Source organism: Planococcus circulans (assembly GCF_020023385.1).
GTDB lineage: Bacteria > Bacillota > Bacilli > Bacillales_A > Planococcaceae > Planococcus.
The window spans coordinates 340,489-362,582 of the sequence record NZ_JAIQCL010000002.1 but is presented as its reverse complement, the minus strand read 5'-3'; the positions used below and the strand labels follow the sequence as shown (position 1 = coordinate 362,582).

The window sequence follows — 22,094 nt, the reverse complement described above, 5'->3', positions numbered from 1 at the left end:
GAGAAGAAATTCTTTTAGTTGTATTGCCATTTAATTATCCTGCTTGGAAATCGGTGCAATTTCTTCGTCTGTCATCAGGAAGCCGTGGCAGTTCATCAGCACTTCCTTAAATTCAGTGGAAAGACGGGCTGCATCATAGGCACATACCGAAAGAGCTTTGATATGAGGCATAAGCTGTTCGATTTCGCATTCATATTCTTTGATATCTTTTATGATTTCCACTTCGTCCCGCCATTCAATATGTCCCCACGTGCGGAAGCTCTGTTCCTCTTCCATAAATGGACTGATCAAATCAGAGAAATAGGCAAGGATTGTCGGCGGATGGAAATTTCCGTTCCGCCAGTAAAACGTGAAATTATTGACGTAATGAATGTTCTTCAGCTGTTCTTGGGTAACAAGTTCTTCTACACGCTTTAAAATCTTGGGATAAAGGCGCTCGCTCTCAACGAAGAGGATTTGATCCCCATTCTCGATGCCTGCAATAATATAAGAGGCTGCATTGACAATATAACGCTCGAGCTCCTCCACATAATAAAAAACATGGGCCCCTTCAGAAGTCTGTAAAATATCTTGAATCTCTGTAATCTCTTTTTCCAAATGGTCGTTCCCCTTTTATCCGGCAAGTTACAAAATAGGCAAATCGTCTTTTTCACTCTATCTACTATACACAACAAATAGGCTAAAAGATAATACAAAGCCCCTTTCCCCGTCAAGCAGACAAATTGCCGCCTCATCTCATAACACTGCCTCCTGAAATCTTAAGCGATTCTCCAACAATGTTCCCGGCAGCTTCCGTCAGTAGAAAAGCAATGGTATTCGCCACTTCAGAAGCCGTCGACAAACGTCCGGATGGGATGTCTTTCTTTGCATTTGCCAGTTCATCTTCAAAACTGCTTTGGTTTTTCTGCGCTTTTCTGCGGAGGCTGGTTCTTGCCATTTCGGTGTCTACATAGCCCGGGCAGACAGCATTGACACGTATGCCGTGTTCGATTGCCTCAACCGCCATCGATTGGGTCCAACCGACAACAGCGAACTTGCTGGCCGAGTAAGCCGTGTTGCCATAGGTTCCACGCAACCCCGACAAAGAAGCCAGGTTGACGATGTCCCCTTGTTTTTTCTCCAGCATCTTGCGATATAGTTCCTGCGTCAACAGGAATGTCGAAGTAAAATTCAAGTTCATCATCTCTTCGATGAACGGTTCGTCAAGCTCCTCGACCAGCTTCCCTCCTGAAATACCGGCTGAATTCACCAACCCGTTAATAAAGCCCAATTCATTTTCAGCTCGCTTAATAAGAAGCGTTCGATCTTCGGATTTGGTCAGATCGGCTTCCTGCATACAGAGTCTGTCTTCCGGCATCTGTTCAAGCAGTTCGCATTTCAATTTTTCCAGCTTTTCTTTGTTGCGTCCGGTGATGGTGATCCGTGCACCCATCCCAGCAAGTAACTTTGCTGTCTCCATACCGATGCCCCCAGTGGCTCCAGTGATCAATACATGCTTATGAGCTAATGCTTCAGTTGAAAAAATAGTCATGCCGCAGCCTCCTTTAGAATATGCTCCCTCTTTTCCCTCTTGCTTTCGCCCACTAAACATTTTCCGGATCTGCCTTCTTTTACAACCAGCAGCTATCGAGGTTAAAAAAGAGCAGGCATGCAAATCGAGGCCTTTCCTGTATATAATACAAGTAGTCAGTTAATCATCAACAAGGGGTGTCCGGTTATGGAAAAAATTATTCGTCAATTGAATCTTGAGGACCTTCATCATTTGGAAGAAATGGACACCGGCATAGAGGATGACTACATTCTTCGGGTTTATAAGCGGATATCCAACGGTTCCAGCCGTTTATACGGCCTTTTCCTGGATGGCCGACTGGCAAGCATCGGTGGTTATACGATTTTCGCCAAGCAATACATCATGCTCGGCAGAATGCGCAGCGACCTTCGCTATCGCGGAAAAAATTTATCGACGCAATTGATGGCCCATATTATGGAACAGGCCTTTAAGCTTCCCGCCATTCAATGGATTGGTGCAAACACGCAAGAGGAGAATATATCTGCTCGGCGCGTCATGGATAAACTGGGACTTGCAGAAATATCCACACTTTACAGTGCCATTTCATCTGATATTTCTTCGCTTGGAGCTGGCAGCCCTGTCTGGCCGGAAATCACGGAGATTCCCCATAAGCAGGCATGGATCGACCGCTTGTATATCCAAACTGGAGCTGTCTTTCCTTACGAATGCTACTACACATTTCCAGCTTCTGAGGCATTGTTTGAGGATGCCGAGCTCGCACAGTGGTCTTTCTTTGAAAATCCACGCAAGGATCGGGTGCTGATCGCTAAAAAAGATTACAAACGGGATTATTACCTGCATGCCATTTATCCATGGGACGACCTTATGGAGCAGCCGGGTTTCTGGGAAACCGTCTCAATGGCGCAAAATCAATTGAGCAAAAAAGTAAAAACACAGGCCTTGCTCTGGATGGACTTAAGCCCTGACCAAGTCCACACATTACCTGCCCTTCACCCTTTTGAGCTGCCTTCTCCATGGCTGTTGTATGGTATTGACCGCCACAACTGAAAGCAGCTTCCTGCTTTCTCTGGTTCATTCCAAAATCAAAAAGCGAGCCTTCCTTTTTGAAATTCAAAAAGGAAGGCTCGCTTTTCATTTTTAACCACAACACATCGGGAACTTAAACGCTTTCCGTCAATTCGTTTTCACGATCGATTCTCAGCTGCTTCACTTTTAATTGCTCCATTTCAGCTTCTGTCAAAAATTGAACCTTGTAGCCAACCAATGCCATGATGATCCCGATGATCGGAACTGCGTAATTGAGCACCGCATAAGGCGCGTAGGCAAACGGATGGACGGCTAAAGTTGCCAGGATGAAGACACCGCAGGTATTCCATGGAATGAAAGGAGAAGTCAGAGTTCCTCCATCTTCAAGCGCACGTGACAGGTTTTTGGAATGCAAGCCTTTCTCCTGATAGGCCGTGGCGTACATTCTGCCGGGCAGCAGAATGGATATGTACTGCTCTGAAGCTGTCGCGTTTGTGAAGAAGGCGGAGACGATTGTAGCGGCAATCAAGCTGCCGGCTGATTTCGCCACTTTCAAAATTTGTGTGACGATGGCTTTCAGCATGCCGGTATGTTCCAGTACACCGCCGAACACCATCGCAAAAATGGTCAGTGAGACCGTGAACATCATGGAAGCGATGCCTCCCCGATTAAATAATTCATCGACCATTTCATTATTTGAGACAATTGCAAAACCGTCATGGAGCGTATTGACTGCATCCCCTACATTGCCGCCTTGGGCAAAAATCTGGCAGATAAAGCCGAGGAACACCCCAACTACCAGGGCGGGCAAAGCCGGCACTTTCAATGCCACAAGTACGACGATGGCAGCAGGCACCAGCAGAAGCCAAGCAGAAATGACAAAATTGCTGTCTAATGCCGCTAAAATGCTTTGGATATTCCCTTCATCAATTGCTGATCCGCCAAATTGGCGGCCAAGGAAAAAGTAGACAACCAAAGCAATGACCAGGCCTGGAACAGTTGTATACAGCATATGCCTGATGTGTTCAAATAGATTTGTGTCGGTAACGCCTGCCGCGAGGTTGGTAGTGTCGGACAGCGGAGACATCTTATCACCAAAATAAGAACCCGATATCACCGCACCTGCCACCATTGCAGCGGGGATTCCCATACTCATGCCGATTCCCATGCCCGCTACCCCGATTGTCCCCATCGTCGACCAGGAACTGCCGATTGCGAGTGCAACGATTCCGCAAATGAGGCAGATCGTCATCAAAAATAGTGACGGCGTAATGATCTGCAGGCCATAGTAAATCATGGTCGCTATAATGCCGCCGCCAATCCATGAGGCAATGATCATGCCGACCACAATGATAATCAGAACAGCAGGCAGAGCCAAGCGGATTCCTTTATAGGCCCCTTCTTCGATTGTTTCCCATTTATAGCCGAGTCGCCAGGCGATAAACCCAGCCACTATAGCACCTAAAGCAAGTGGTACGTGCGGGCTGCCTTCAAAAACGATAATCGTGATCGCCATTGCGACAATCATCGTGACCAGTGGAATCAGTGCCAGTAAAAAAGGTATTTCGATCTCTTGTTGTTTTGTTTTCATCCTATGTAACCCCTTACTTTTATGTATTACTTTTATATTACAGCAAAATTTAAAATAGTCTATCTATATAAGTTGAACTAATAATCTATAATTGAAAACGTTTCAATTACGGATATTCCACAAACCAACTCCGCTTTCCTACGGGCTTGCGCCGAACTAACTCGGGCTAAACGCCCGAGTGGATTTCGACACTTCGCTTGCCCGCGGGAGTCTCCGCTGGTTTGCTCCATATCCTGTTGATCAGTTAGTGAAAACGATTAGAAGAAAGACCGCAAGGCGGTGACTCCTACGGAAGAACGGAGTGATGAGACCCCGCAGGAGCTTGCGACGAGGAGGCTCAGCGCGTCGTCCGCGGAAAGCATCCGCCTGGAGCGCTTTCTTCGTTTCTCCACTCTTTTTGAGAATAAAACAGCAGACAATAAAAAATAGCCGCCTCTCTCGAAGGGGCAGCCGCTCCATCATCTCAATCGACTTTCTTCAGGATTCCCATCCAATGCACGATAAATTTCTGCTTCGAAAAACTTACGGCGGTGATCAGCCGATTTTCTTCTGGACAATTCTCCATTATCAAACACCCGGCTGCATAGATAAAATGGAGCTTCCGTGTTTTCCACGACCTGCCATTTGCCATGAAGAGCCTGTTGACTGCCAAAATCCACAAGGAAATTTTGACCTACAGGCAATACCGGGTATTTGCATTCCACTTTGGCTGATGTCGTTTTGTCTGGAGCCTTCTTGAATCTTTCCACACTTAACACTCCTTTATAAGGCTATCCCCCTATGGAATTCCGGGTCCATTGCTGCCAGCCTCTTCCTCTCTTAAATACCCACCCCCCGGACAGATTCAAACTCCTGATCTGCCAACTCACATTGACACAATACAGACATGACCGCAGGTTTCCTGTTGTTCGATAAGTGGTATTTAAAAGAACAACTACGTTTTGCAGCAAGAAAAAATGGTTCACTGACAAGTGCTTCATTTATATTGATCCGCAAAGCGCCATAACTTGTTCGGAGGTGCGCTATGAAGTTTCTGGAGTATTGGGTCTACCTGTCATTATCGATTTTCAAAATATTTCTGTTCAGCATGTATGCCGGCACTGAATTTCAGGCCAGCTTCTTTGTTCTTAACCTTGCCTCCATCGTCGTCTTGTCGAGCTGGACATTGTTATTGAGCTACAAGAAACGCCGATGGATTTTGTTGACCCTGCTGTTTTTGCATAGCACCCTGCTCATTTCCGACCTTTGGTATTACCGCTACTTTAATGATTTACTGTCCATAGCCCTGCTTTCGGACGTTACCCAGATGAGTGACGTGGGCGGTGGATTCATGACCTTGATCGAAGCGATAGACTTTTTCTTTTTCGCAGATCTGCTGATTTTTTCCCTCATCCTCTTTGCCACTCGTAAGAATCAGGAGCCGGTCAATCAAAAGAAAAAAAGAATGATGGCCGGATCAGGTTTTGTCCTTGGCCTGGCATTGGTTATCATTCCTATCGCAATCAGCTATACAAATGAAGAACAATGGCTCGTCGATGAGCCGATTTCAAATATGCGTGAATACTACCAGCTTGGATTTTGGGGCTATCACGGCTTGGATTTTGTCCAGGGTGTAGGTGCTCTCTTTAAAAACGACAGCGTAACAGCAGAAGAAGAAGCGCGGATCCTGGAGTTGAATCCTGAAACGCCTTCAGCTGTTTCCGACTCGGAAAAACCCAATATCATTGTCGTTCAATTAGAGTCTTTCCAAACCTCTGTGATTGGCCAGCAGGTCAATGGGCAGGAGCTAACCCCCCATTTAAATGCATTGAAAGAAGAGTCGAATTTTTTCCCGTCATTCTATCATCAAACACATGAAGGCCGTACCTCTGATGCCGAGTTTATCACACTGACTTCCCTGCATCCTTTGAAATCCGGTTCCGTATATACACAATACGCTGATAATGAATTCGATGCGTTGCCGGAACTGCTGAAAAACGCTGGCTACGACACGGCAGCCATGCATGCTTTCGAAAAGGATTTCTGGAATCGCGATGATTTCTACAAAAATATAGGCTTTAATCATTTCTTCAGTAAAACAGATTTTCCGGACAATCAGGACATCGGCATGGCTTTGAATGATGAAGATTTCTTTACGACTTCCATCGAGCTTACTGAGCAGCTGAAAGAGCCTTATTTTGCTTTTCTGGTTGCACTTTCAAGCCATACGCCTTATGAAATACCTAAGGAGCTGGAGCAGCTGGATTTGACCGGTTATGAAGATCCTCTGTTGAAAGGCTATTACGAAACCATTCATTATGTGGATGGGGCTGTCGGTGTGATGATTGAAAAGCTGAAACAGAAGGATATGTGGGATGATTCCCTTATCATCTTCTACGGCGACCATGATAGCGGATTGACACAGCCCGACAACGAAATGGCAAAGGAATTGGGTGCTGAAACCGAAGTCGAGTTAGTTGAACTCGATCAGCAGGTACCACTTTTCATTAAAGAACCGAAGATGGAAGAAGGCAGCATTGTCAACAATCCTGGCGGCCAAATTGATATCGCTCCGACCATTCTCGATCTGTTGGACATCAACCCACCCTATATGCTTGGCCAATCCCTTCTGGATGACGACAGCAACCTGACCGTTTTCCGTGACGGAGCTTTCCGTTACGAGGAGGTTTATTTCCAACCTGATTTGACTGCTCCCGGTGGAAGCGGAACGTGCTACGATACCACTTCAGGCGCGGAAGTTGAAATCGGCCAATGCCGAGAACATATCGAAACTGCAGCCGATCAACTCCGTATATCGGATACGATCATCCAGAAAAATGCGCTGCAGCAAATCAATAAAAACAAAAAGTGACAAAAAACCATCTTTGCGTAAAAACGGAGATGGTTTTTTGCGGAAAACCGAGGTGCTTCAATGTCTTTTCTCAGATTCCCACTATATGATGGAGTTATTAAGAGTTGAGCACACTTTTACTGGAAAGGATGATGGCCATGAGAGCGCTGACAAAAAACATACTGCTCCTTGTCCTTCTCGTCGCTTTGAGTGCCTGTTCCGGCAATTCACAGGAAAGCGGCGCTGCAGCCGGCCAACTGAACGATGGTGAACCCGCGCCTGCTTTCGAATTGATGGATCTGGAAGGCAATGAGCAGAATCTCGCGGATTATGCCGGCCAAAAAGTCTATGTGAAGTTTTGGGCTTCCTGGTGTTCAATCTGCTTGTCAGGAATGGAAGAGTTGAATACATTAGCCGGTGAAGAAACGGATTTTGCAGTCCTGACCATTGTATCTCCCGATTCGAATGCTGAAAAGAGTACAGAATCATTCACGAAATGGTTCGAAGGGTTTCCAAATGCCGAAAACATAGCTGTGCTATTGGATGAAGGCGGCATTTTCTTCGAAAAATACGGCATCATCGGCTATCCAACTTCCGTCTATATCGGTTCAGATGGAACACTCGTCAAAAGTCAGACTGGCCATTTCAGCAATGAAGAAATCAAAGCAAGCTTCGAGACGATAAAATAACAAAACGTGTTTTCCTTCGCCTTTTGGCACAGGAAAACACGTTTTGTTATAAGAATTCATTTCAGACAATCAAACCCATCACAATAAATAAAATCCTATTCCCATAATGAGGTAAGCAGCCAGGAGGGTTAGACCTTCAAACCAGTTCGACTCGCCGTCATTCATGACATTGATTGCCAGAAACACAGCCGTAATCATCGCCACCAGTTCAGAAATCGTGAAGACCAGCGGCATCTGCTGTGGCATGAAAAGGGAAATCAGCACCAGAATGGGCGCAACGAACATGGCGATCTGCAAAGTCGAGCCGATGGCGATTTCCACGGCCACATCCATCTTGTTCTTCATCGCCATGATAAGTGCCGAAGCATGCTCAGCGGCATTCCCGACGATTGCGACAATAATGACTCCAATGAACAGTTCAGACCAGCCGAACTCTTCCCCCACTTCTTCAAATGTATGGACCAGATTTTCAGAGACATACGCTACGATCAATGTGGCAAGGAGCAGGATGATGAGTGCTTTCTTCTTCGGCCATTCCGGTTCTTCGTGTTCAGTTTCCTGTGCTGCGTCTGCATGGCTGTAAACGCCCCGGTGTGTAACCAGCTTGAAGAACAAGCCCGCCAAATACAAAAGAATCAGGATAATTGAGATGCCGACACTCAATTGGATGGTCTCCGTTTCATTCATGGTCATCGAAAAAATTTCCGGGATTACAAATGCCACGACAACTGCAAAAATCAGCAAGCCGGAATTATGGGTGGCGTCATGGACATTGAACATTTGCCGCTTGAATTTGATGCCGCCGAGGAAAAACGACAATCCTCCAACCAGAAGCAAATTCCCCAATACCGAACCGGTCAAGGAAGCCAATACCACTCCAATCAACCCTGCCTGCAGAGCAAAAATAGAGATGATCAATTCCACTGCGTTCCCGAAGGTTGCATTGAGCAGTCCACCGATGCGCGGACCGCTGACGATTGCCAGGCTTTCTGTCGCTCTTCCCATAAAACTGGATAATGCAACTACGCTTACGGAACAAATGAAGAACATGGCAATGCTTGGCCAATCCATAAAAGAACCGATCACCGTCAAAGGCACACCGACTGCCACTAAAATGCCAAATACCCGATTCATAAAATCCCTTCTTTTCATTTTGATAATAATGGATACCCAGTTTTTTGAATTTCTTAACATGACAAAAAACACGCCCCCCCACTCAATGGCTGGACGTGTTTCAAATCAATTTTTTAGGAATCCTTCTTTCATGAAAGAAGGGTTCGGATAGCGGTAGAAGCCTTCACCGGTTTCTCTTCCAAGCTTCCCTTTGTCCAAGTATTCCGATTTCAGCATGTGAGCCAATTCCACAAACTTTGGATTGCCGGTGGCTGCCGCCTTCGCCTGGACAATATTGTGGGCTGTATTGATGCCGACCACATCCAAAATAGCGAAAGGGCCAAGCGGCGCCCCTGTTGCGATCATCCAGGTCTTATCGACGGTCTCAACGTCCGCGACCTTTTTGACCAGCAGCAGTTCAGCGGCTTCCAGGAAAGGCACCAACAGTGAATTCAAGATATAGCCAGGCTGTTCCTTATAAAGAGGCAATGCTACCATGCCAATCGCTTCGGCAAATTTGATCATGTCCTCAAAAACTTGATCAGCTGTTCCCGGATGTTTCATAATTTCAGCAGTATTGTTGATGCGGATTGTATTGGCAAAATGCAAAGCCAGGAATTTTTCCGAACGCCCTGTCGCTTCTGCAAACTGGCTTGGCAGCAGCGTCGAGGAATTAGTCGCAAATACTGTCTTCTCAGGAGCTGATTTGCCCAGTTCCGTATAGAAAGCCGTTTTAATGTCCGCTACTTCAGGAATCGCTTCAATCACTAAATCTGCATCAGCAACCGCTTCGGCCAGATCGGTATGGAAAGACAGACGGCCATAAGCGGCGTCCACTTCCGTTTCACTCACGCCAAAGTCATTGCGGTAGTTTTTCTTCAACTTGGCCAATCGTTTTTTCGAGCTCTCAATCGCTTCTTCGTTGAGATCGTATATCGTTACATCAAATCCTTTATATGCTGTTTGGTAGGCAATCTGGCTCCCTAATACACCACTGCCCGCAACCGTTATTTTCTTGTAATCCATCATCATTCTCCTTTATATCCGATTCGTTTCATGCTTTGACAATAGCTTCCGCTAAAACCCAGTCAAGGAACTGTGCGCCTTACTTATTGAAAAAAGGGATTCTTGTCCGCACTGTTCTATACAACGGCCCAAGTAATTTCCGCAGTGCATGGACTGGCGGCAGCGGACTTCTGCTGTGCCACTGAATCCATTCCAATGCAATCAGGCTCAAAATCAGCCAGATGGAACCAGCAATATAACCGGCAAGGACGTCGCTCGGAAAATGGGCTCCCAAGTAGATCCGGCTGCTGCCGATCAAAAAGATGAGGAGGCTCAGAACAGTCAAAGTCAGCCCTTGAACCCATGCCTTCTGATGCGTCCGGATAACAAGGTACATCACAAAACCATAGAAAATCAAGGAGCCCATTGAATGGCCGCTCGGAAAACTGTAGCCGATTGCATCAATTTCAGCATTGATGCTTGGACGCTCCCTTACGTACAGATTCTTCAACAGCAATGTTAAGAGCGAGCCGCCCCCTACTGCAATAATGAAAAAGAGAATCCCCCATTTATCTTTCAATTTAACTCCCAATACTGCCAGAACAATAATCGATAAGCCCGTCAAAAACCAGGCTGAACCCATCTCGGTGAAGATGAACATCACCGTATCCATCGTCTCTCCAGCTCCCGCTTCAAGTAGGCTGATGATGAAACGATCAAACAGACCGAATTCCTTTTCCATCACTTCTTCCGCCAATTCGGCAAATAACACAATAAAAAGTGCCGCAACGCCCAGCCCGCCAAGCAATAGCAAAAATGCCAGGCCAGCTATTTTTTCATTTTTCTCCATCCTATCGCTCCCACCTACCTACTGCAGATATGTTCTCTTTACCCTTCTCTTTCAAAGATTATGTAAAAAAACCAATTATGTGGAACCAATAATTTGTTAGACACGCGGCACAGTGGTATTTTTACTAGAAGAAAAGTAAATAACTCAGGAGCTGATTTTTTTGGAACAACTAACTGGAAAGATAGCCATCATTACCGGTGCCAACAGTGGGATCGGCCTGGAAGCTGCTAAAGTGTTCGCCGATCGCGGCGCACAGATCATCATGGCCGTACGCGATACAGCAAAAGGCGAGGCAGCCCGTGATTTAATCCTTACTACGTATAACAAGGCAGCGATAAATGTGATGAAACTGGATTTGGCAGACCTTGAAAGCGTCCGGACATTCGCGGATAACGTTAAGAGCCAATACGATTCACTCGATTTGCTGATCAACAATGCCGGTGTCATGACCCCGCCTTATTCAAAGACGAAGGATGGATTTGAATTGCAGTTCGGCAGCAATCATCTCGGCCATTTTGCGTTGACCGGCCTGTTGTTGCCCCTGCTGAAAAAAACACCCGGTTCGCGTGTCGTCTCCCTCAGCAGCCTGGCCCATAAAGGAGCATCCATCGATTTTGATAATCTCGATGGCACAAAAGGCTATAAGCCGATGAAGTTCTACAGCCAAAGCAAACTGGCCAATCTGCTGTTTGCCCAGGAGTTGGACAAGCGCTTTAAGCAAAATGGCCTTCAGACACTGAGTCTTGCCTGCCATCCTGGAATTTCCGCGACCAACCTCTTTAAGTTCGGTAAACGCGATGCCCCACGATTGCTCAAGACAGTGATGCATAATTTCCTGCAGCCACCTGATATGGGTGCTTTGCCGACCATCTATGCGGCAACAGAGCCGCAATTGCAAGGCGGCGAATATATCGGCCCGGACGGCAAAGGCCAACGCAAGGGCTATCCGACGCTGGACACGCCTCACGCTTCTGCGGGTGATGAAGAAGTATCCAAAAAACTCTGGGAAGTATCGGAACAATTGACCAGTGTAAAGTTTGATTTTGCCAATGCCACAGCCCAATAAACAAGCCGCTTTCATGTTCATCCATGAAAGCGGCTTTTCCTATTCATCAGAGAGCGATTACTCCGGCAGCACAATTGGATAATGCTTATTGAGAAACTCCTCAATCACTGTGCGATGGCTTCCGACCATTTTTTCCGGCAGTTCTTCTGAAGCAAAGAACTTGAAGCTCAATGATTCTTTTTTGTCGACGGTCAATTTACCTCGGTATTCAGTGGAATAATAAGCGAGCGTCACCACATAGAACTCATCGCCGTTTTCGGCTACCACAAAATGCTGTGGGCCAGAATAGACATTGATCAGTTTGAGTTCTTCAATCGTCAATCCTGTCTCTTCCATAACTTCCCGTTTTGCTGTGTCCTCTGTGGATTCCCCAAGTTCCATCAGTCCGCCCGGAAGACCCCACAAATCCTTTGGGAATTTCCGCTCTTCAAGCAGCAAGCGGCCATCTTCATCGACAATCACTACTACCGCCCCGACAAGTATCAGCGGACGATGACCGACAATTGCCCGCAACTCTTCTATATAACCCATTTTGCCATAACCCCTTATCTTTTAACGTTTATTGTAAAGTAAAACTTTAACCGCGCATCCTCTTTCGGAATCCCCACACGGCAGTTCCGAAGATAACCGCTGTATAGGCGATTACCCATACCAACGGCGTAAGAACCGCGCGGTAGTCTCCGGCAAAGACAGCTCTTGAAGCGTCCACGGCATGGGCAAACGGCAGCAGATAAGCGACTGTTTCGAAAATGCCGCCAATCATGTCTAGCTCAAACCAAGTTCCGCTCAGCCAGGTCGTGATATTGACAAAAATTGCAAACATCGCCCCCACTTGGCGGTCGGTGAAAAAGGTTCCGAAGAACAGGCCGAATGCGATATAGAGAAGTGAAATGATCACCAGTACGCCGAAAGCTGGGATTGCATCATATGTGATTGGCATGCCCAGCAGCAGTGCCGTTCCATAACAGGCAGCCATCTGGATGAACGCTACCGGCAGCAGCGGCAGCGCGTAGCCGATCAGATAATCGATTGCAGTCATCGGAGAAGAAAAAATCCTCATCAAAAAGGAACTGCTTTTATCGCGGCCAATCAGCATGCCCGTAAACAGCGTAATGAACGAAAAACTGAACACGATGATTGCAGGAGCAAGCTTACGCAGCGTAAAGAGATCAAAAGGCATATTCTCAGCCATCATCGAAAACAGCCACAGCATCAACAGCGGCAGAATCATGCCGAACAGCAATGTCATCGGATCCCGTAAAATCTCTTTGCGGTTGCGCTGTGCAAATGTCAGAGCCCTCATCCGGTTCCCTCCTCTGCGGTAAGCTGAAGAAAGACATCCTGGAGTTTGGCTTGTCCGGTCTGTTTCCGTAATTCGTCCAAGGTACCGAGGGCGCGCAGCCTGCCTTTATGCATAATGCCGATGCGATCCGCCAGCGCCTCCACTTCCTCCAAATAATGCGTCGTCAGAATGATGGTGATCTGCCCTTTCAAATCCAGCAGAATCTGCCACAAATCCAATCGTGCACGGACATCCAGGCCAACTGTAGGCTCATCCAGAAAAATGATTTCCGGCTCTGAAATCATTGCCATCGCAATGCTTAAGCGGCGCTCCAATCCGCCTGACAACGTCCTGCCTTTGCTTTTGGCCCAATCCTTCAGATCAAACTTGTCCATCAGCTGTTCCGCTTTCTGTTCTGCTTCCTTTTTGTCGCTGCCATAGATCCTGGCAATGAACTCGAGGTTTTCCTTGACGGAAAGGTTACGCGCTACTGCTGTTTCCTGCGGTGAGATATTCAATTTCTTTTTCACTGCCTGCGGATTTTCGGAAATACTATCCCCCAGCATGATGGCATCTCCACTCGTCGGCTCCATCAGACAGCTCAGTAATTTAATGGTTGTGGTTTTCCCCGCTCCGTTTTCACCCAAGAGCGCAAAAAACTCCCCTTGTCCGATTGTCAGCGATAGATGATCTACGGCAACCCGATCTTTGAATGTTTTGGTCAATTCTTTAATCGCTATTTCCATGAATCCTCCAACGCCTCCTTTTCTCCATTCTAACGCCATTTGAAGCTGATGGATAATAAAGCAACAAGCCATCGTACAGATATGTTAAAGCGAATAAAATATTTTTAAAACCGTTGAAATTTTGTGGTATTTTTTTGTTATTAGTAATATAATTTAATCATAAACAATGAACTGAAATTTCATGCGGCCGCATAGAATATGTTCATTTATAGCTTTGCTGGATTTGTCTGTGCTGTTTTTAAAATTGTTGGGACGTACACAAATCTATCAATCAAAAGGAGAAAAAGAAGATGAAGAAGCTGTTTATGATCTTATTTGCAGTTGTACTCGTATTTGGTTTTGCCTCCAGCTCATTGGCTGGCGGCAAAGACGACAGCCATGTAACGAAAACGGTGACGTTTGAAAAAGGCATCACCACCATTGTAACGACAACAGTTGATGTGAGCCATGATAAAGAGGTAGAGGTAAAAAAATCCACCGATACTTCAACAGTCAAGAAATCCAAGAAAGATGTTTCTGAAAAAGTCGATGTGGTAATAACCAAAGAACAACATCCAAAAAATCATAAATTGTACCGGGATGTCAAAACCGAAACCACTTATAAGATCATTAAAGTCACCACATGGGATGAAGTGACAAAAACAACAAAAATCAAAACAATCACCACTCCTGTCAAAATCATCAAAACCACTGTCCATACACTCAAACACAGAGGAGCGCCAGGTAGCAATGGCAAAGTGATCAGCGATGAAACCAAGGTTGATACTGAGAAAAAATATGGTAAGCCGGAAGTGAAAGTGACGACCAAAAAACAGGTTTCCAAAGAAAATGTCAAAACTTCCACAACTAAAAAAGTCATTGACGTCAAAGTGACTTACGGCGAGTGGGAAAAACACCATTAAAATCAAAAGCGGACTTTCCATCAAGCAATTGATGGAAAGTCCGCTTTTTTATCTGTCAAAATTCCAATCGAGCCAAAGAAACGATAAAATAAGCCTTACAGATTCCAGACTGACTGGCATAATGGAAATGGAGGGAGTGATTTTTTGCTTACAGGAAAAACAGCCATCATCACGGGCGGCAACAGCGGGATCGGCTTTGAAACAGCAAAGGGTTTGCTGCAGATGGACACAAACATCATCCTGGCTGTGCGCAATACGGTAAAAGGTGAAGCCGCACGTGCCGCATTGCTCAACCTCTATCCCTCATCTCAGATTGGCGTCATGCAGCTGGATTTAGCGGATCTTGAGAGTATTAGATATTTCGCAGAAGAATTCAAAAATTCCTATGACAAACTTCATCTCTTGATTAATAATGCAGGCCTCATGGCACCTCCCTATGCTAAAACAAAAGACGGTTTTGAAATGCAGTTCGGCAGTAATCATCTTGGCCATTTTGCATTGACCGGTCTGCTTCTGCCGGTATTGGCAAAAACGCCGAATTCACGTGTTGTGACCATCAGCAGCCGGGCACATAGCCGCGGTTCCATCGACTTCACTAATCTCGATGGGTCAAAAGGTTATCAGGCAAAGAAATTCTATAACCAAAGCAAGCTTGCCAATCTCTACTTTGCGCTGGAACTGGACAAGCGGTTGAAAGAGCATGGCCTTGAGACGATCAGCATCGCCTGCCATCCCGGCGTTTCTGCCACCAATATATTCAAACTGGGCAAGTGGGAAATCCCGGCTCCATTTAAACGCCTTGCCAACCTTTTCCTTCAGCCACCCGATATGGGTGCGTTGTCGACATTATACGCTGCAACCGAACCGGATTTGACAGGTGGCGAATATATCGGTCCTCACGGCCAGTTCCAGCGAAAAGGCTTTCCGGCACTTGGCACCCCACACGCCAATGCGACAGACCAGAATATCTCCCGACAGCTTTGGGAAGTATCGGAAAGCTTGACGACTGTCCTTTATCCCTTCGAATCTTCTTTACAGGAATGATCCAACCAATCTCAGCTGTTTATTCACAGGCAACTGCCTGGGATTTTTGCCGTCCAAAAAATTTTCGCACCAAGACATATTGTTTATTCCTAAGGGAATACTTAAGGGACAAGTATGAATATCACACGTTACATCACTTTTCATCAATGGAGGAATTTTTAGCATGAGTAAAAAAAGCGTTAATGTTGGCGGAATAGAACTCAAGTGGGATTTGGAAACAGGAGAAGCTCTTTTTGAAGGTGGAGATGTTGTCCTTTTTTGGACGACCGCCATGGAAACCTTCTTTGACACGATCAAAGATATTTCAGGTATAGAAGCGACGCAACTTGTGTTGGAAACAACCGGATTTCGCCAAGGGGTTATCGTAGGTGAAGGCTTCAAAGACATGAAGCAGATTGATACATCAAATGTTGTTGAGTGGATTTCCAATACATACGCTCCTGCCGGATGGGGAAAAGTCGAGATCATTGACATGGATGCTGAAAAAAACACCTTTACGCTGCATATACAGAACGATTGGGAATATAAAATGAACCTGCTGAAAAACAAGGACACAGAAGGCATCTTCGTCCCTTCGCATTATGCAGGGGTATTGACGGGTTTGTTCGGCATCAATTTCTGGTATAAAATCATCCAGTACCAAAAAGAAGATACTCCTTACAGCATCGTCGAGTATTTCCCTTCCGACGTGACAGTCCAGCAAAATATCCATGAACTGTCCCGGAAGCAGGAAGGTGACCAAATCCGTAAGTTGGAAGCTTTAGTCGATGAACACACAAAATCTTTGCAGAGTTTAGTGAAGGAACTCTCCTCTCCAATCATCCCAGTACTCGAAGGCATTATCGTAGTACCGATGATCGGCAGCTATGATGAACAGCGGACAGAGGATTTGATTTTTAAAACCCTGAGCGAATTGCCAAAACATAAAGCCAATTTCCTGCTGATTGATCTGACCGGGTTAAACCAGCACATTACCGAGCATACCGCTTCCCTGATCGATAAGCTGGGCGCTTCCGCCAGGCTTCTTGGAACAGAAGTCATCCTTGTCGGCATTTCACCTGAACTGGCAATCATCATTGCGCAATCCCAAAACAGCCTGAAGACTTTTGAATCCTTGCAGAGCCTGCAGCACGGAATCTATTATGCGCTCGGCCGAAGCGGACGGAAGATTGTCTGAAACATCGGCCCGGGTTCCAGCGAAATAGCGCTTCTTCTGAGAGACATTTCCTCCAAAAAAGAATATACTAATTCCTGTCTGTTTTATTAGCATGGATAGGATAGCCATTGTTTCGCTCAATGGTTAATGGAGGAGATCACTTGAACGCAAAAGCTTTTTCACTCGCGTTATTTTCTGTTTTAATATGGGGGTCTTCCTTCGCAGCCATTCGGGTCGGGCTGCAGGGCGGCTATGATGCGGGACAAAACGTACTGGTCCGCTTCCTGATTGCTTCGGCTCTGTTCCTCATATATGCACTATGGCCGGGAACGAAATTCCGCATGCCCCGTAAAGGCGACATTCTCCGGATCCTGATACTGGGGTGGATCGGCATCAGTGTCTACCATATCTTCGTCACCTTTGGAATGGAGACCATTTCTGCTGGTACAGCCGGTATGCTCGTCGGTTCCGGTCCGATCTTTACAGCGTTGATCGCTGCATTTTTCTTGAAGGAACGCTTGAGCAGCCTTGGCTGGATGGGTCTTGGCATCGGTTTTATCGGCATTCTCTTTATCGCCTTCGGATCGGCTGGCGCTTCGCTGACACTGACAAACGGGGCTTTGCTGGTGTTGGTCGCTGCATTTGCTTCAGCTCTTTTCTTTGTTTTCCAAAAGCCGCTGTTGACGCATTACTCTGCAATCGAACTGACCGCCTACTTTACATGGGCCGGTACTTTGCCGTTCCTCCTCTTTTCTCCTGGTCTGTTCAGCGCGATGCAGTCTGCGACCTTGGAAGCCCATCTGGCGACACTGTATGTTGGCGTATTTCCGGCCGCAATTGCCTATGTGACATGGGCAACCGCCTTGTCGCTCGCCAACGCCAGCTCTGTCTCGAGCCTGATTTACCTGGAGCCGGCTGTGGCAATTGTCGTTGCCTGGATGTGGCTGCATGAACTGCCGACTCCCTTGTCGCTCATTGGCGGTGTCATCGCCATCGCCGGGGTTATGATCGTCAATGTTCTAGGCAGAAAACATCGTGTACTTTCCGGAAAAACTGCAGAATCGTCCTTATAAAAAACAGCGTCACCTGAAATTACTTCAGGTGGCGCTGTTTTTTTTTTTGAAAAAGTTCTACCCATTGCAGCATTATTCCTCTACTCGGAACCAGCCCGGTGCATTGGTCACCATATTCCACAAGTTCTCTGGAATATCCAACTGTTCTTTTTTGCTCAAGTGGATCGCCTGGAAGATTTCTTCGTCCCGGCTCTGTTTAACTTTCGCCAGCCAATCCGGATCCATGATCAAAGCATGGCCAAGCGATACCAGCGGTGTGATTTCCAATGCTTCCTTCACTTGCTTCAGCGTCTGCAGACCGCCGACTCCAATGACCGGCACACGATTGCCGATATGCTGCTGAATCATTTCCACGCGTGACCGGTTGTCTTCTTCGCGGATCGATCCTCCAAAAAATCTGCCGACGGATGCATGGATATAGTCGATGCCCTGGTCAGCGATGGCGTTCAGGAACTCTAATGTATCATCCATCGTGATCCCTGGCTCTTCGCGTTCTTCCGGGCTGATGCGGTAGCCGACCACAAATGGTTTATCGGCATGTTCAGCAACCGCTTCCTGGATTGATCGAATGACCGCAAGCGGAAACGCCATGCGCGCGGTGACATCGCCTCCCCATTTATCAGTGCGGACATTGGAATGCGGCGAGAAGAATTGCTGGATCAAATAGGTATTGGCACCATGGATTTCGATGCCATCAAAACCGGCCTCGATCGCACGTCTTGTCGCTTCTCCGAATGCCGCAATCGTTGCTTCGATTTCTTCTTCCGTCATTTCACGTGGAATTGCTGCATTGGGGCGCGGTGCCGGCACAGCGCTCGGTGCAACCGGCTGCTCGCCTTTCAGCAGCTCTTCATTCGACATGCGGCCTGCATGGTAGAGCTGCAGAATCGCTTTGGCGCCGCCTTCTTGAATGGATGCAGCCAAACGGGTCAGGCTGCCGATCCGTTCATCGCTGTCAGCACCTAAAGGATCAGAAAATCCGACACCAAGCGGTTCGACATGTGCACAGGCTGTAATGACAGCACCCAGTCCGCTTTCGGCACGTCGCTTGTAATAAGTCAATTCATCCTCTGTAACATCGCCATTCGGATCTGAAGACGAAGTCGTCATCGGGGCCATCAAAACCCGATTTTTCAAAGTCAGGCCAGATGTGAATGTGAACGGTTCAAATATATTTTGTGTTGTAAGGGTCATATAAATTCCTCCTTGACTATCTCTTTACCCATCAGAAGGCGTCGGCAAGCCTGACGTCTCCATTACTATCATCGTAACCGATAGCCAGGCAAAAGGAGACGCATCTGCTTGGCAGCAACAGAAGTTCAGTCTTTTGGCTGATAGGTAAAAGCCGTCCGGCGACTGAATGTCTGTCCTGACGGCTACGTATCTTTTATTCATTTAACGATGCTGTAATAGACACGTGAGGTAAGACGATAAATTAACCAGTAAATGGCCGCAAATGCGACGACCACGCCGACGAATGACAACAGCCACGTGACTTCGTTTGTCACGCCGAAAATCAGCAGCAGCTTTTGGACAATCGGATAAGCGAAAATGACATGGATTGTGGCGATGCCAATCGGCAAGAAGAACATCCAGACAATCTGGGAACGTGTGGAATCCTGGATCATTTCCTTGTCCAGTCCGACCTTTTGCATAATCTGGAATTTTTCCCGGTCGTCAAATCCTTCAGAAACCTGTTTGAAATACGTGATCAGTACAGTGCCGATGGTAAACAAGAAACCCAGAAAGATTCCTAGGAACAGGAAACCACCGTTCATGCCATACCATTCCTCACGTTGGAGCAGACGGGATTCATAAAGGTTTTGGCTGCCACTCTTAAGGCCATATTCTTCATTTAACTGTTCTGCGAACACTTTTTTCTGATCTTCCGTGCCTTTGGTATTCCAGCCGAGTACTGCATCAATAGTCAAGTAGCTTCTTTCCGGGAACTGCTCTGTAAAGTTTGCATGGATATCCGCAAGGTGTGAGATATCCGGTACTACAATGGCCATCGATTCGCTTAAATCCATGTCCTCACTAAATTCATTTTCGATTTCAGCAAGCCGGTACGTCTTGTCACCAATCGTCAGCTCCCTTTCCTCATAAGCTCCCGAATGGTAATACAATGCCTGATCATCGGCCAAAGAATAGGAGTTGCCGGTCATCTGATTGAAATCCTCCAGCGGCAGTATATTCAATTGAATGACTTCATCCGGTTCAGACAGTTTTTCATCAAGAATCATTTCGCTTCCGTTTAAAGCACCAAATAAAGCTTCATAACGGTAGCTCTTGATTTCCGTCGTTTCCAAATTCATTGATTTCTCTATTTTCCTAATCTCATCCTGAAGCTCAAAAAAACGTGCATTCATTTCATCAATATCGTCGACTTTACCAAAAAGGGTCATATTATTTTCATAAGGGTAGCGGTTCTCCAGAGCTTCTTCTGACCCAACAAAAATCGTCACCGTCGTTGAAACCGAAATGATGACCATGGTCGCCAGGATACAGATATTTGCAAGCCCTACGGCATTCTGCTTCATGCGGTACAGCATTCCCGAGATGGAGATGAAAGCGCCGGGACGGTAGTAAACCTGCTGGTTCCGCTTTAAGGATTTCAGGATGAAAATCGATCCGGAGATGAAGAATAGGTAGGTACCGATGATGACCAGCAGCACTGCCAGAAAAAACTTCGTCATGGCTTCAAGCGGATCCGGAATCGTCACGGAAATCCCATAGCCCCAGGCCAAAAAACCAAGTGACAAGATAAACAGGATGATTGAGCCTTTCGGTTCCTTTTCACCTTCCTGCTTGCCTTTCAGCAATTTGATCGGATTGGCAAAAGTGAATTGGCTGACATTATAAAGAAACGTCATGCCGAAAATCAGCAGGAATAACCCCGTTGTCGCCAAAACGATCAAGCCTGACGTCGAATACGCGATGTCCACAGGCAACCTGACCAAATAATTCAGCAGCATGAAGAACAGCCTTCCGAAGATCAGTCCACCAACCAGCCCTGCTGCAATACTCAAAAAACTTGTAAAGAGCGTTTCAAAAAACAGAAGTTTCGCTATATGCTTTTTTTCCAGCCCTAAAATGCCGTACAGGCCGATTTCTTTTTTTCTGCGTTTGATCAGGAAACTGTTTGTATACAGAATGAAGATAACTGAAAAGATTCCGATCACCACCGTACCGAGCATAAACAGCGGAGATAAGGAACTTGAACGATCCTGGACGAATTCATTGGTCAAGAGTGAAGCCATCAAGTAAAACATCATGATGATGGTGCTCGAAGACAATAGATACGGAATGTATAATTGTTTGTTCGATTTGATATTGCGTAGCGCCAACGAAGAGAAAAAACGGTTATTCATCCTGCTCACCCCGACTGGACAAGACCTTCAAGGACTTCGAAATGCGATCCATGAACTGATCAGCAGGTGCATCGCCCCGGTAAATCTCATGGTAAACCGCTCCATCGCGGATAAACAGAATGCGGTTGGAAAAACTTGCCGCACGGGCACTATGTGTCACCATTAAAATGGTTTGTCCGCTTTCGTTGATGCCTGTCAGGATTTCCATCAGGTTCTGTGAAGCTTTTGAATCGAGCGCTCCCGTCGGTTCATCGGCCAAAATGATTTTCGGCTGAGTGATCAAGGCGCGCGCCACAGCGACCCGCTGCTTCTGCCCACCCGATACTTCATAAGGGAATTTATCGATGTGGGCTTCAATCCCAAGATTCTTCACAATCAGCAGCAGCCGTGCTTCCATCTCTGCAACCGGCGTTTTCGACAGCACCAGCGGCAGCAGGATATTGTCGCGAATCGAAAAGTTGTCCAAAAGATTGAAATCCTGAAAGACAAAGCCAAGTGTATTTCTGCGGAATGCGGAAATCTCCTTATCTTTGATTTTCGATAACGGTTTGCCATCCAGGAAAACTTCTCCCGATGTCGCATCGTCCAAAGTGGATATGATGTTCAGCAGCGTGGTCTTGCCTGACCCTGATTCCCCCATGATGGAAACGAACTCGCCTTCCTCTATTGAAAAATTGACGGTTGTCAGTGCTTCTGTCTGCTGATTTGAAAATTTCGCTGTATATACTTTCTTCAAGTTCCTGATTTCTAATAAGGTCATTGCCAACCCCTCCTTGCTTTTAATCATACGGCAGGATCGAACCGGCTGCCTGTACCTAT

The 22,094-nt window shown here is 46.5% G+C and carries 21 protein-coding genes; 8 read left to right on the top strand and 13 right to left on the bottom strand.

Features of this window, described 5'->3' with window-relative positions:
• Nucleotides 1–30: 30 nt before the first annotated feature.
• Together K8U60_RS05900 and K8U60_RS05895 are read right to left on the bottom strand one after the other, a co-directional pair.
• A complete protein-coding gene (locus tag K8U60_RS05900; protein WP_223635711.1) occupies nucleotides 31–597 on the bottom strand; it encodes an MEDS domain-containing protein in 567 nt (188 codons plus the stop codon).
• A gap of 133 nt (nucleotides 598–730) precedes the next feature.
• Nucleotides 731–1,531 carry an SDR family NAD(P)-dependent oxidoreductase gene (locus tag K8U60_RS05895; RefSeq protein ID WP_223635708.1) on the bottom strand — a complete coding sequence of 267 codons (801 nt, stop codon included), beginning with the start codon at nucleotides 1,529–1,531 and terminating at the stop codon, nucleotides 731–733.
• 186 nt (nucleotides 1,532–1,717) lie between these two features.
• Between K8U60_RS05895 and K8U60_RS05890 the strand changes: the two genes are divergently transcribed.
• On the top strand, nucleotides 1,718–2,578 hold the full coding sequence (locus K8U60_RS05890) for a GNAT family N-acetyltransferase (protein WP_223635706.1): 861 nt from the start codon (nucleotides 1,718–1,720) through the stop codon (nucleotides 2,576–2,578).
• 112 nt (nucleotides 2,579–2,690) lie between these two features.
• On the opposite strand, the gene nhaC is transcribed toward K8U60_RS05890, so the two are convergent.
• The gene (gene nhaC / locus K8U60_RS05885) at nucleotides 2,691–4,148 is read right to left on the bottom strand and encodes a Na+/H+ antiporter NhaC (protein WP_223635703.1); all 1,458 of its coding nucleotides are present in this window, start codon (nucleotides 4,146–4,148) and stop codon (nucleotides 2,691–2,693) included.
• A gap of 458 nt (nucleotides 4,149–4,606) precedes the next feature.
• The gene (locus K8U60_RS05880) at nucleotides 4,607–4,897 is read right to left on the bottom strand and encodes a hypothetical protein (RefSeq protein WP_223635700.1); all 291 of its coding nucleotides are present in this window, start codon (nucleotides 4,895–4,897) and stop codon (nucleotides 4,607–4,609) included.
• A 275-nt stretch (nucleotides 4,898–5,172) separates the two neighbouring features.
• Here K8U60_RS05880 and K8U60_RS05875 point away from each other — a divergent pair, with 275 nt between their 5' ends.
• Nucleotides 5,173–6,999 (top strand): LTA synthase family protein, encoded by a 1,827-nt coding sequence (locus tag K8U60_RS05875; RefSeq protein ID WP_223635697.1) that lies wholly within the window; start codon nucleotides 5,173–5,175, stop codon nucleotides 6,997–6,999.
• 137 nt (nucleotides 7,000–7,136) lie between these two features.
• Nucleotides 7,137–7,667, top strand: coding sequence for a TlpA family protein disulfide reductase (locus tag K8U60_RS05870; RefSeq protein ID WP_223635695.1), 531 nt, complete (start codon nucleotides 7,137–7,139; stop codon nucleotides 7,665–7,667).
• 78 nt (nucleotides 7,668–7,745) lie between these two features.
• Here K8U60_RS05870 and cax read toward each other — a convergent pair whose 3' ends face one another.
• The 3 genes from cax to K8U60_RS05855 all read right to left on the bottom strand — a co-directional run bounded on the left by cax (nucleotide 7,746) and on the right by K8U60_RS05855 (nucleotide 10,635).
• Nucleotides 7,746–8,801, bottom strand: a complete 1,056-nt coding sequence (gene cax / locus K8U60_RS05865) for a calcium/proton exchanger (protein WP_223635693.1) — start codon at nucleotides 8,799–8,801, stop codon at nucleotides 7,746–7,748.
• Between the two features lie 105 nt (nucleotides 8,802–8,906).
• Nucleotides 8,907–9,806 carry a 3-hydroxyacyl-CoA dehydrogenase gene (locus K8U60_RS05860; protein ID WP_223635691.1) on the bottom strand — a complete coding sequence of 300 codons (900 nt, stop codon included), beginning with the start codon at nucleotides 9,804–9,806 and terminating at the stop codon, nucleotides 8,907–8,909.
• Between the two features lie 79 nt (nucleotides 9,807–9,885).
• Nucleotides 9,886–10,635 carry a phosphatase PAP2 family protein gene (locus K8U60_RS05855; RefSeq protein WP_223635689.1) on the bottom strand — a complete coding sequence of 250 codons (750 nt, stop codon included), beginning with the start codon at nucleotides 10,633–10,635 and terminating at the stop codon, nucleotides 9,886–9,888.
• 160 nt (nucleotides 10,636–10,795) lie between these two features.
• On the opposite strand from K8U60_RS05855, the gene K8U60_RS05850 reads away from it, so the two are divergent.
• Nucleotides 10,796–11,701: an oxidoreductase gene (locus tag K8U60_RS05850; RefSeq protein WP_223635687.1), complete on the top strand. Its 906-nt coding sequence runs from the start codon at nucleotides 10,796–10,798 to the stop codon at nucleotides 11,699–11,701.
• Between the two features lie 57 nt (nucleotides 11,702–11,758).
• Here the strand turns inward: K8U60_RS05850 and K8U60_RS05845 are convergent, their stop codons facing one another.
• The 3 genes from K8U60_RS05845 to K8U60_RS05835 are packed head-to-tail and all read right to left on the bottom strand — an operon-like array spanning nucleotide 11,759 to nucleotide 13,729.
• Nucleotides 11,759–12,232 carry an NUDIX hydrolase gene (locus K8U60_RS05845; protein WP_223635685.1) on the bottom strand — a complete coding sequence of 158 codons (474 nt, stop codon included), beginning with the start codon at nucleotides 12,230–12,232 and terminating at the stop codon, nucleotides 11,759–11,761.
• 46 nt (nucleotides 12,233–12,278) lie between these two features.
• On the bottom strand, nucleotides 12,279–13,004 hold the full coding sequence (locus K8U60_RS05840; protein WP_223635683.1) for an ABC transporter permease: 726 nt from the start codon (nucleotides 13,002–13,004) through the stop codon (nucleotides 12,279–12,281).
• Nucleotides 13,001–13,729, bottom strand: a complete 729-nt coding sequence (locus K8U60_RS05835) for an ABC transporter ATP-binding protein (RefSeq protein ID WP_223635681.1) — start codon at nucleotides 13,727–13,729, stop codon at nucleotides 13,001–13,003. The genes K8U60_RS05840 and K8U60_RS05835 overlap by 4 nt, the downstream gene beginning before the upstream one ends.
• A gap of 290 nt (nucleotides 13,730–14,019) precedes the next feature.
• On the opposite strand from K8U60_RS05835, the gene K8U60_RS05830 reads away from it, so the two are divergent.
• The 4 genes from K8U60_RS05830 (at nucleotide 14,020) to K8U60_RS05815 (ending at nucleotide 17,904) form a co-directional block, all read left to right on the top strand.
• Nucleotides 14,020–14,631, top strand: coding sequence for a hypothetical protein (locus tag K8U60_RS05830; protein WP_223635679.1), 612 nt, complete (start codon nucleotides 14,020–14,022; stop codon nucleotides 14,629–14,631).
• A gap of 144 nt (nucleotides 14,632–14,775) precedes the next feature.
• The gene (locus tag K8U60_RS05825) at nucleotides 14,776–15,675 is read left to right on the top strand and encodes an oxidoreductase (protein ID WP_223635675.1); all 900 of its coding nucleotides are present in this window, start codon (nucleotides 14,776–14,778) and stop codon (nucleotides 15,673–15,675) included.
• A gap of 163 nt (nucleotides 15,676–15,838) precedes the next feature.
• The gene (locus K8U60_RS05820) at nucleotides 15,839–16,852 is read left to right on the top strand and encodes an STAS domain-containing protein (protein ID WP_223635671.1); all 1,014 of its coding nucleotides are present in this window, start codon (nucleotides 15,839–15,841) and stop codon (nucleotides 16,850–16,852) included.
• A 140-nt stretch (nucleotides 16,853–16,992) separates the two neighbouring features.
• The gene (locus K8U60_RS05815) at nucleotides 16,993–17,904 is read left to right on the top strand and encodes a DMT family transporter (RefSeq protein WP_223635668.1); all 912 of its coding nucleotides are present in this window, start codon (nucleotides 16,993–16,995) and stop codon (nucleotides 17,902–17,904) included.
• A gap of 72 nt (nucleotides 17,905–17,976) precedes the next feature.
• On the opposite strand, the gene K8U60_RS05810 is transcribed toward K8U60_RS05815, so the two are convergent.
• The 3 genes from K8U60_RS05810 to K8U60_RS05800 all read right to left on the bottom strand — a co-directional run bounded on the left by K8U60_RS05810 (nucleotide 17,977) and on the right by K8U60_RS05800 (nucleotide 22,035).
• Complete coding sequence (locus K8U60_RS05810; RefSeq protein ID WP_223635665.1) at nucleotides 17,977–19,098, bottom strand: NADH-dependent flavin oxidoreductase; 1,122 nt, start codon at nucleotides 19,096–19,098, stop codon at nucleotides 17,977–17,979.
• A gap of 197 nt (nucleotides 19,099–19,295) precedes the next feature.
• On the bottom strand, nucleotides 19,296–21,275 hold the full coding sequence (locus tag K8U60_RS05805) for an FtsX-like permease family protein (protein ID WP_223635662.1): 1,980 nt from the start codon (nucleotides 21,273–21,275) through the stop codon (nucleotides 19,296–19,298).
• Nucleotides 21,268–22,035 (bottom strand): ABC transporter ATP-binding protein, encoded by a 768-nt coding sequence (locus K8U60_RS05800; RefSeq protein ID WP_223635659.1) that lies wholly within the window; start codon nucleotides 22,033–22,035, stop codon nucleotides 21,268–21,270. Before K8U60_RS05800 ends, K8U60_RS05805 begins: the two co-directional genes overlap by 8 nt.
• Nucleotides 22,036–22,094 lie beyond the last annotated feature (59 nt).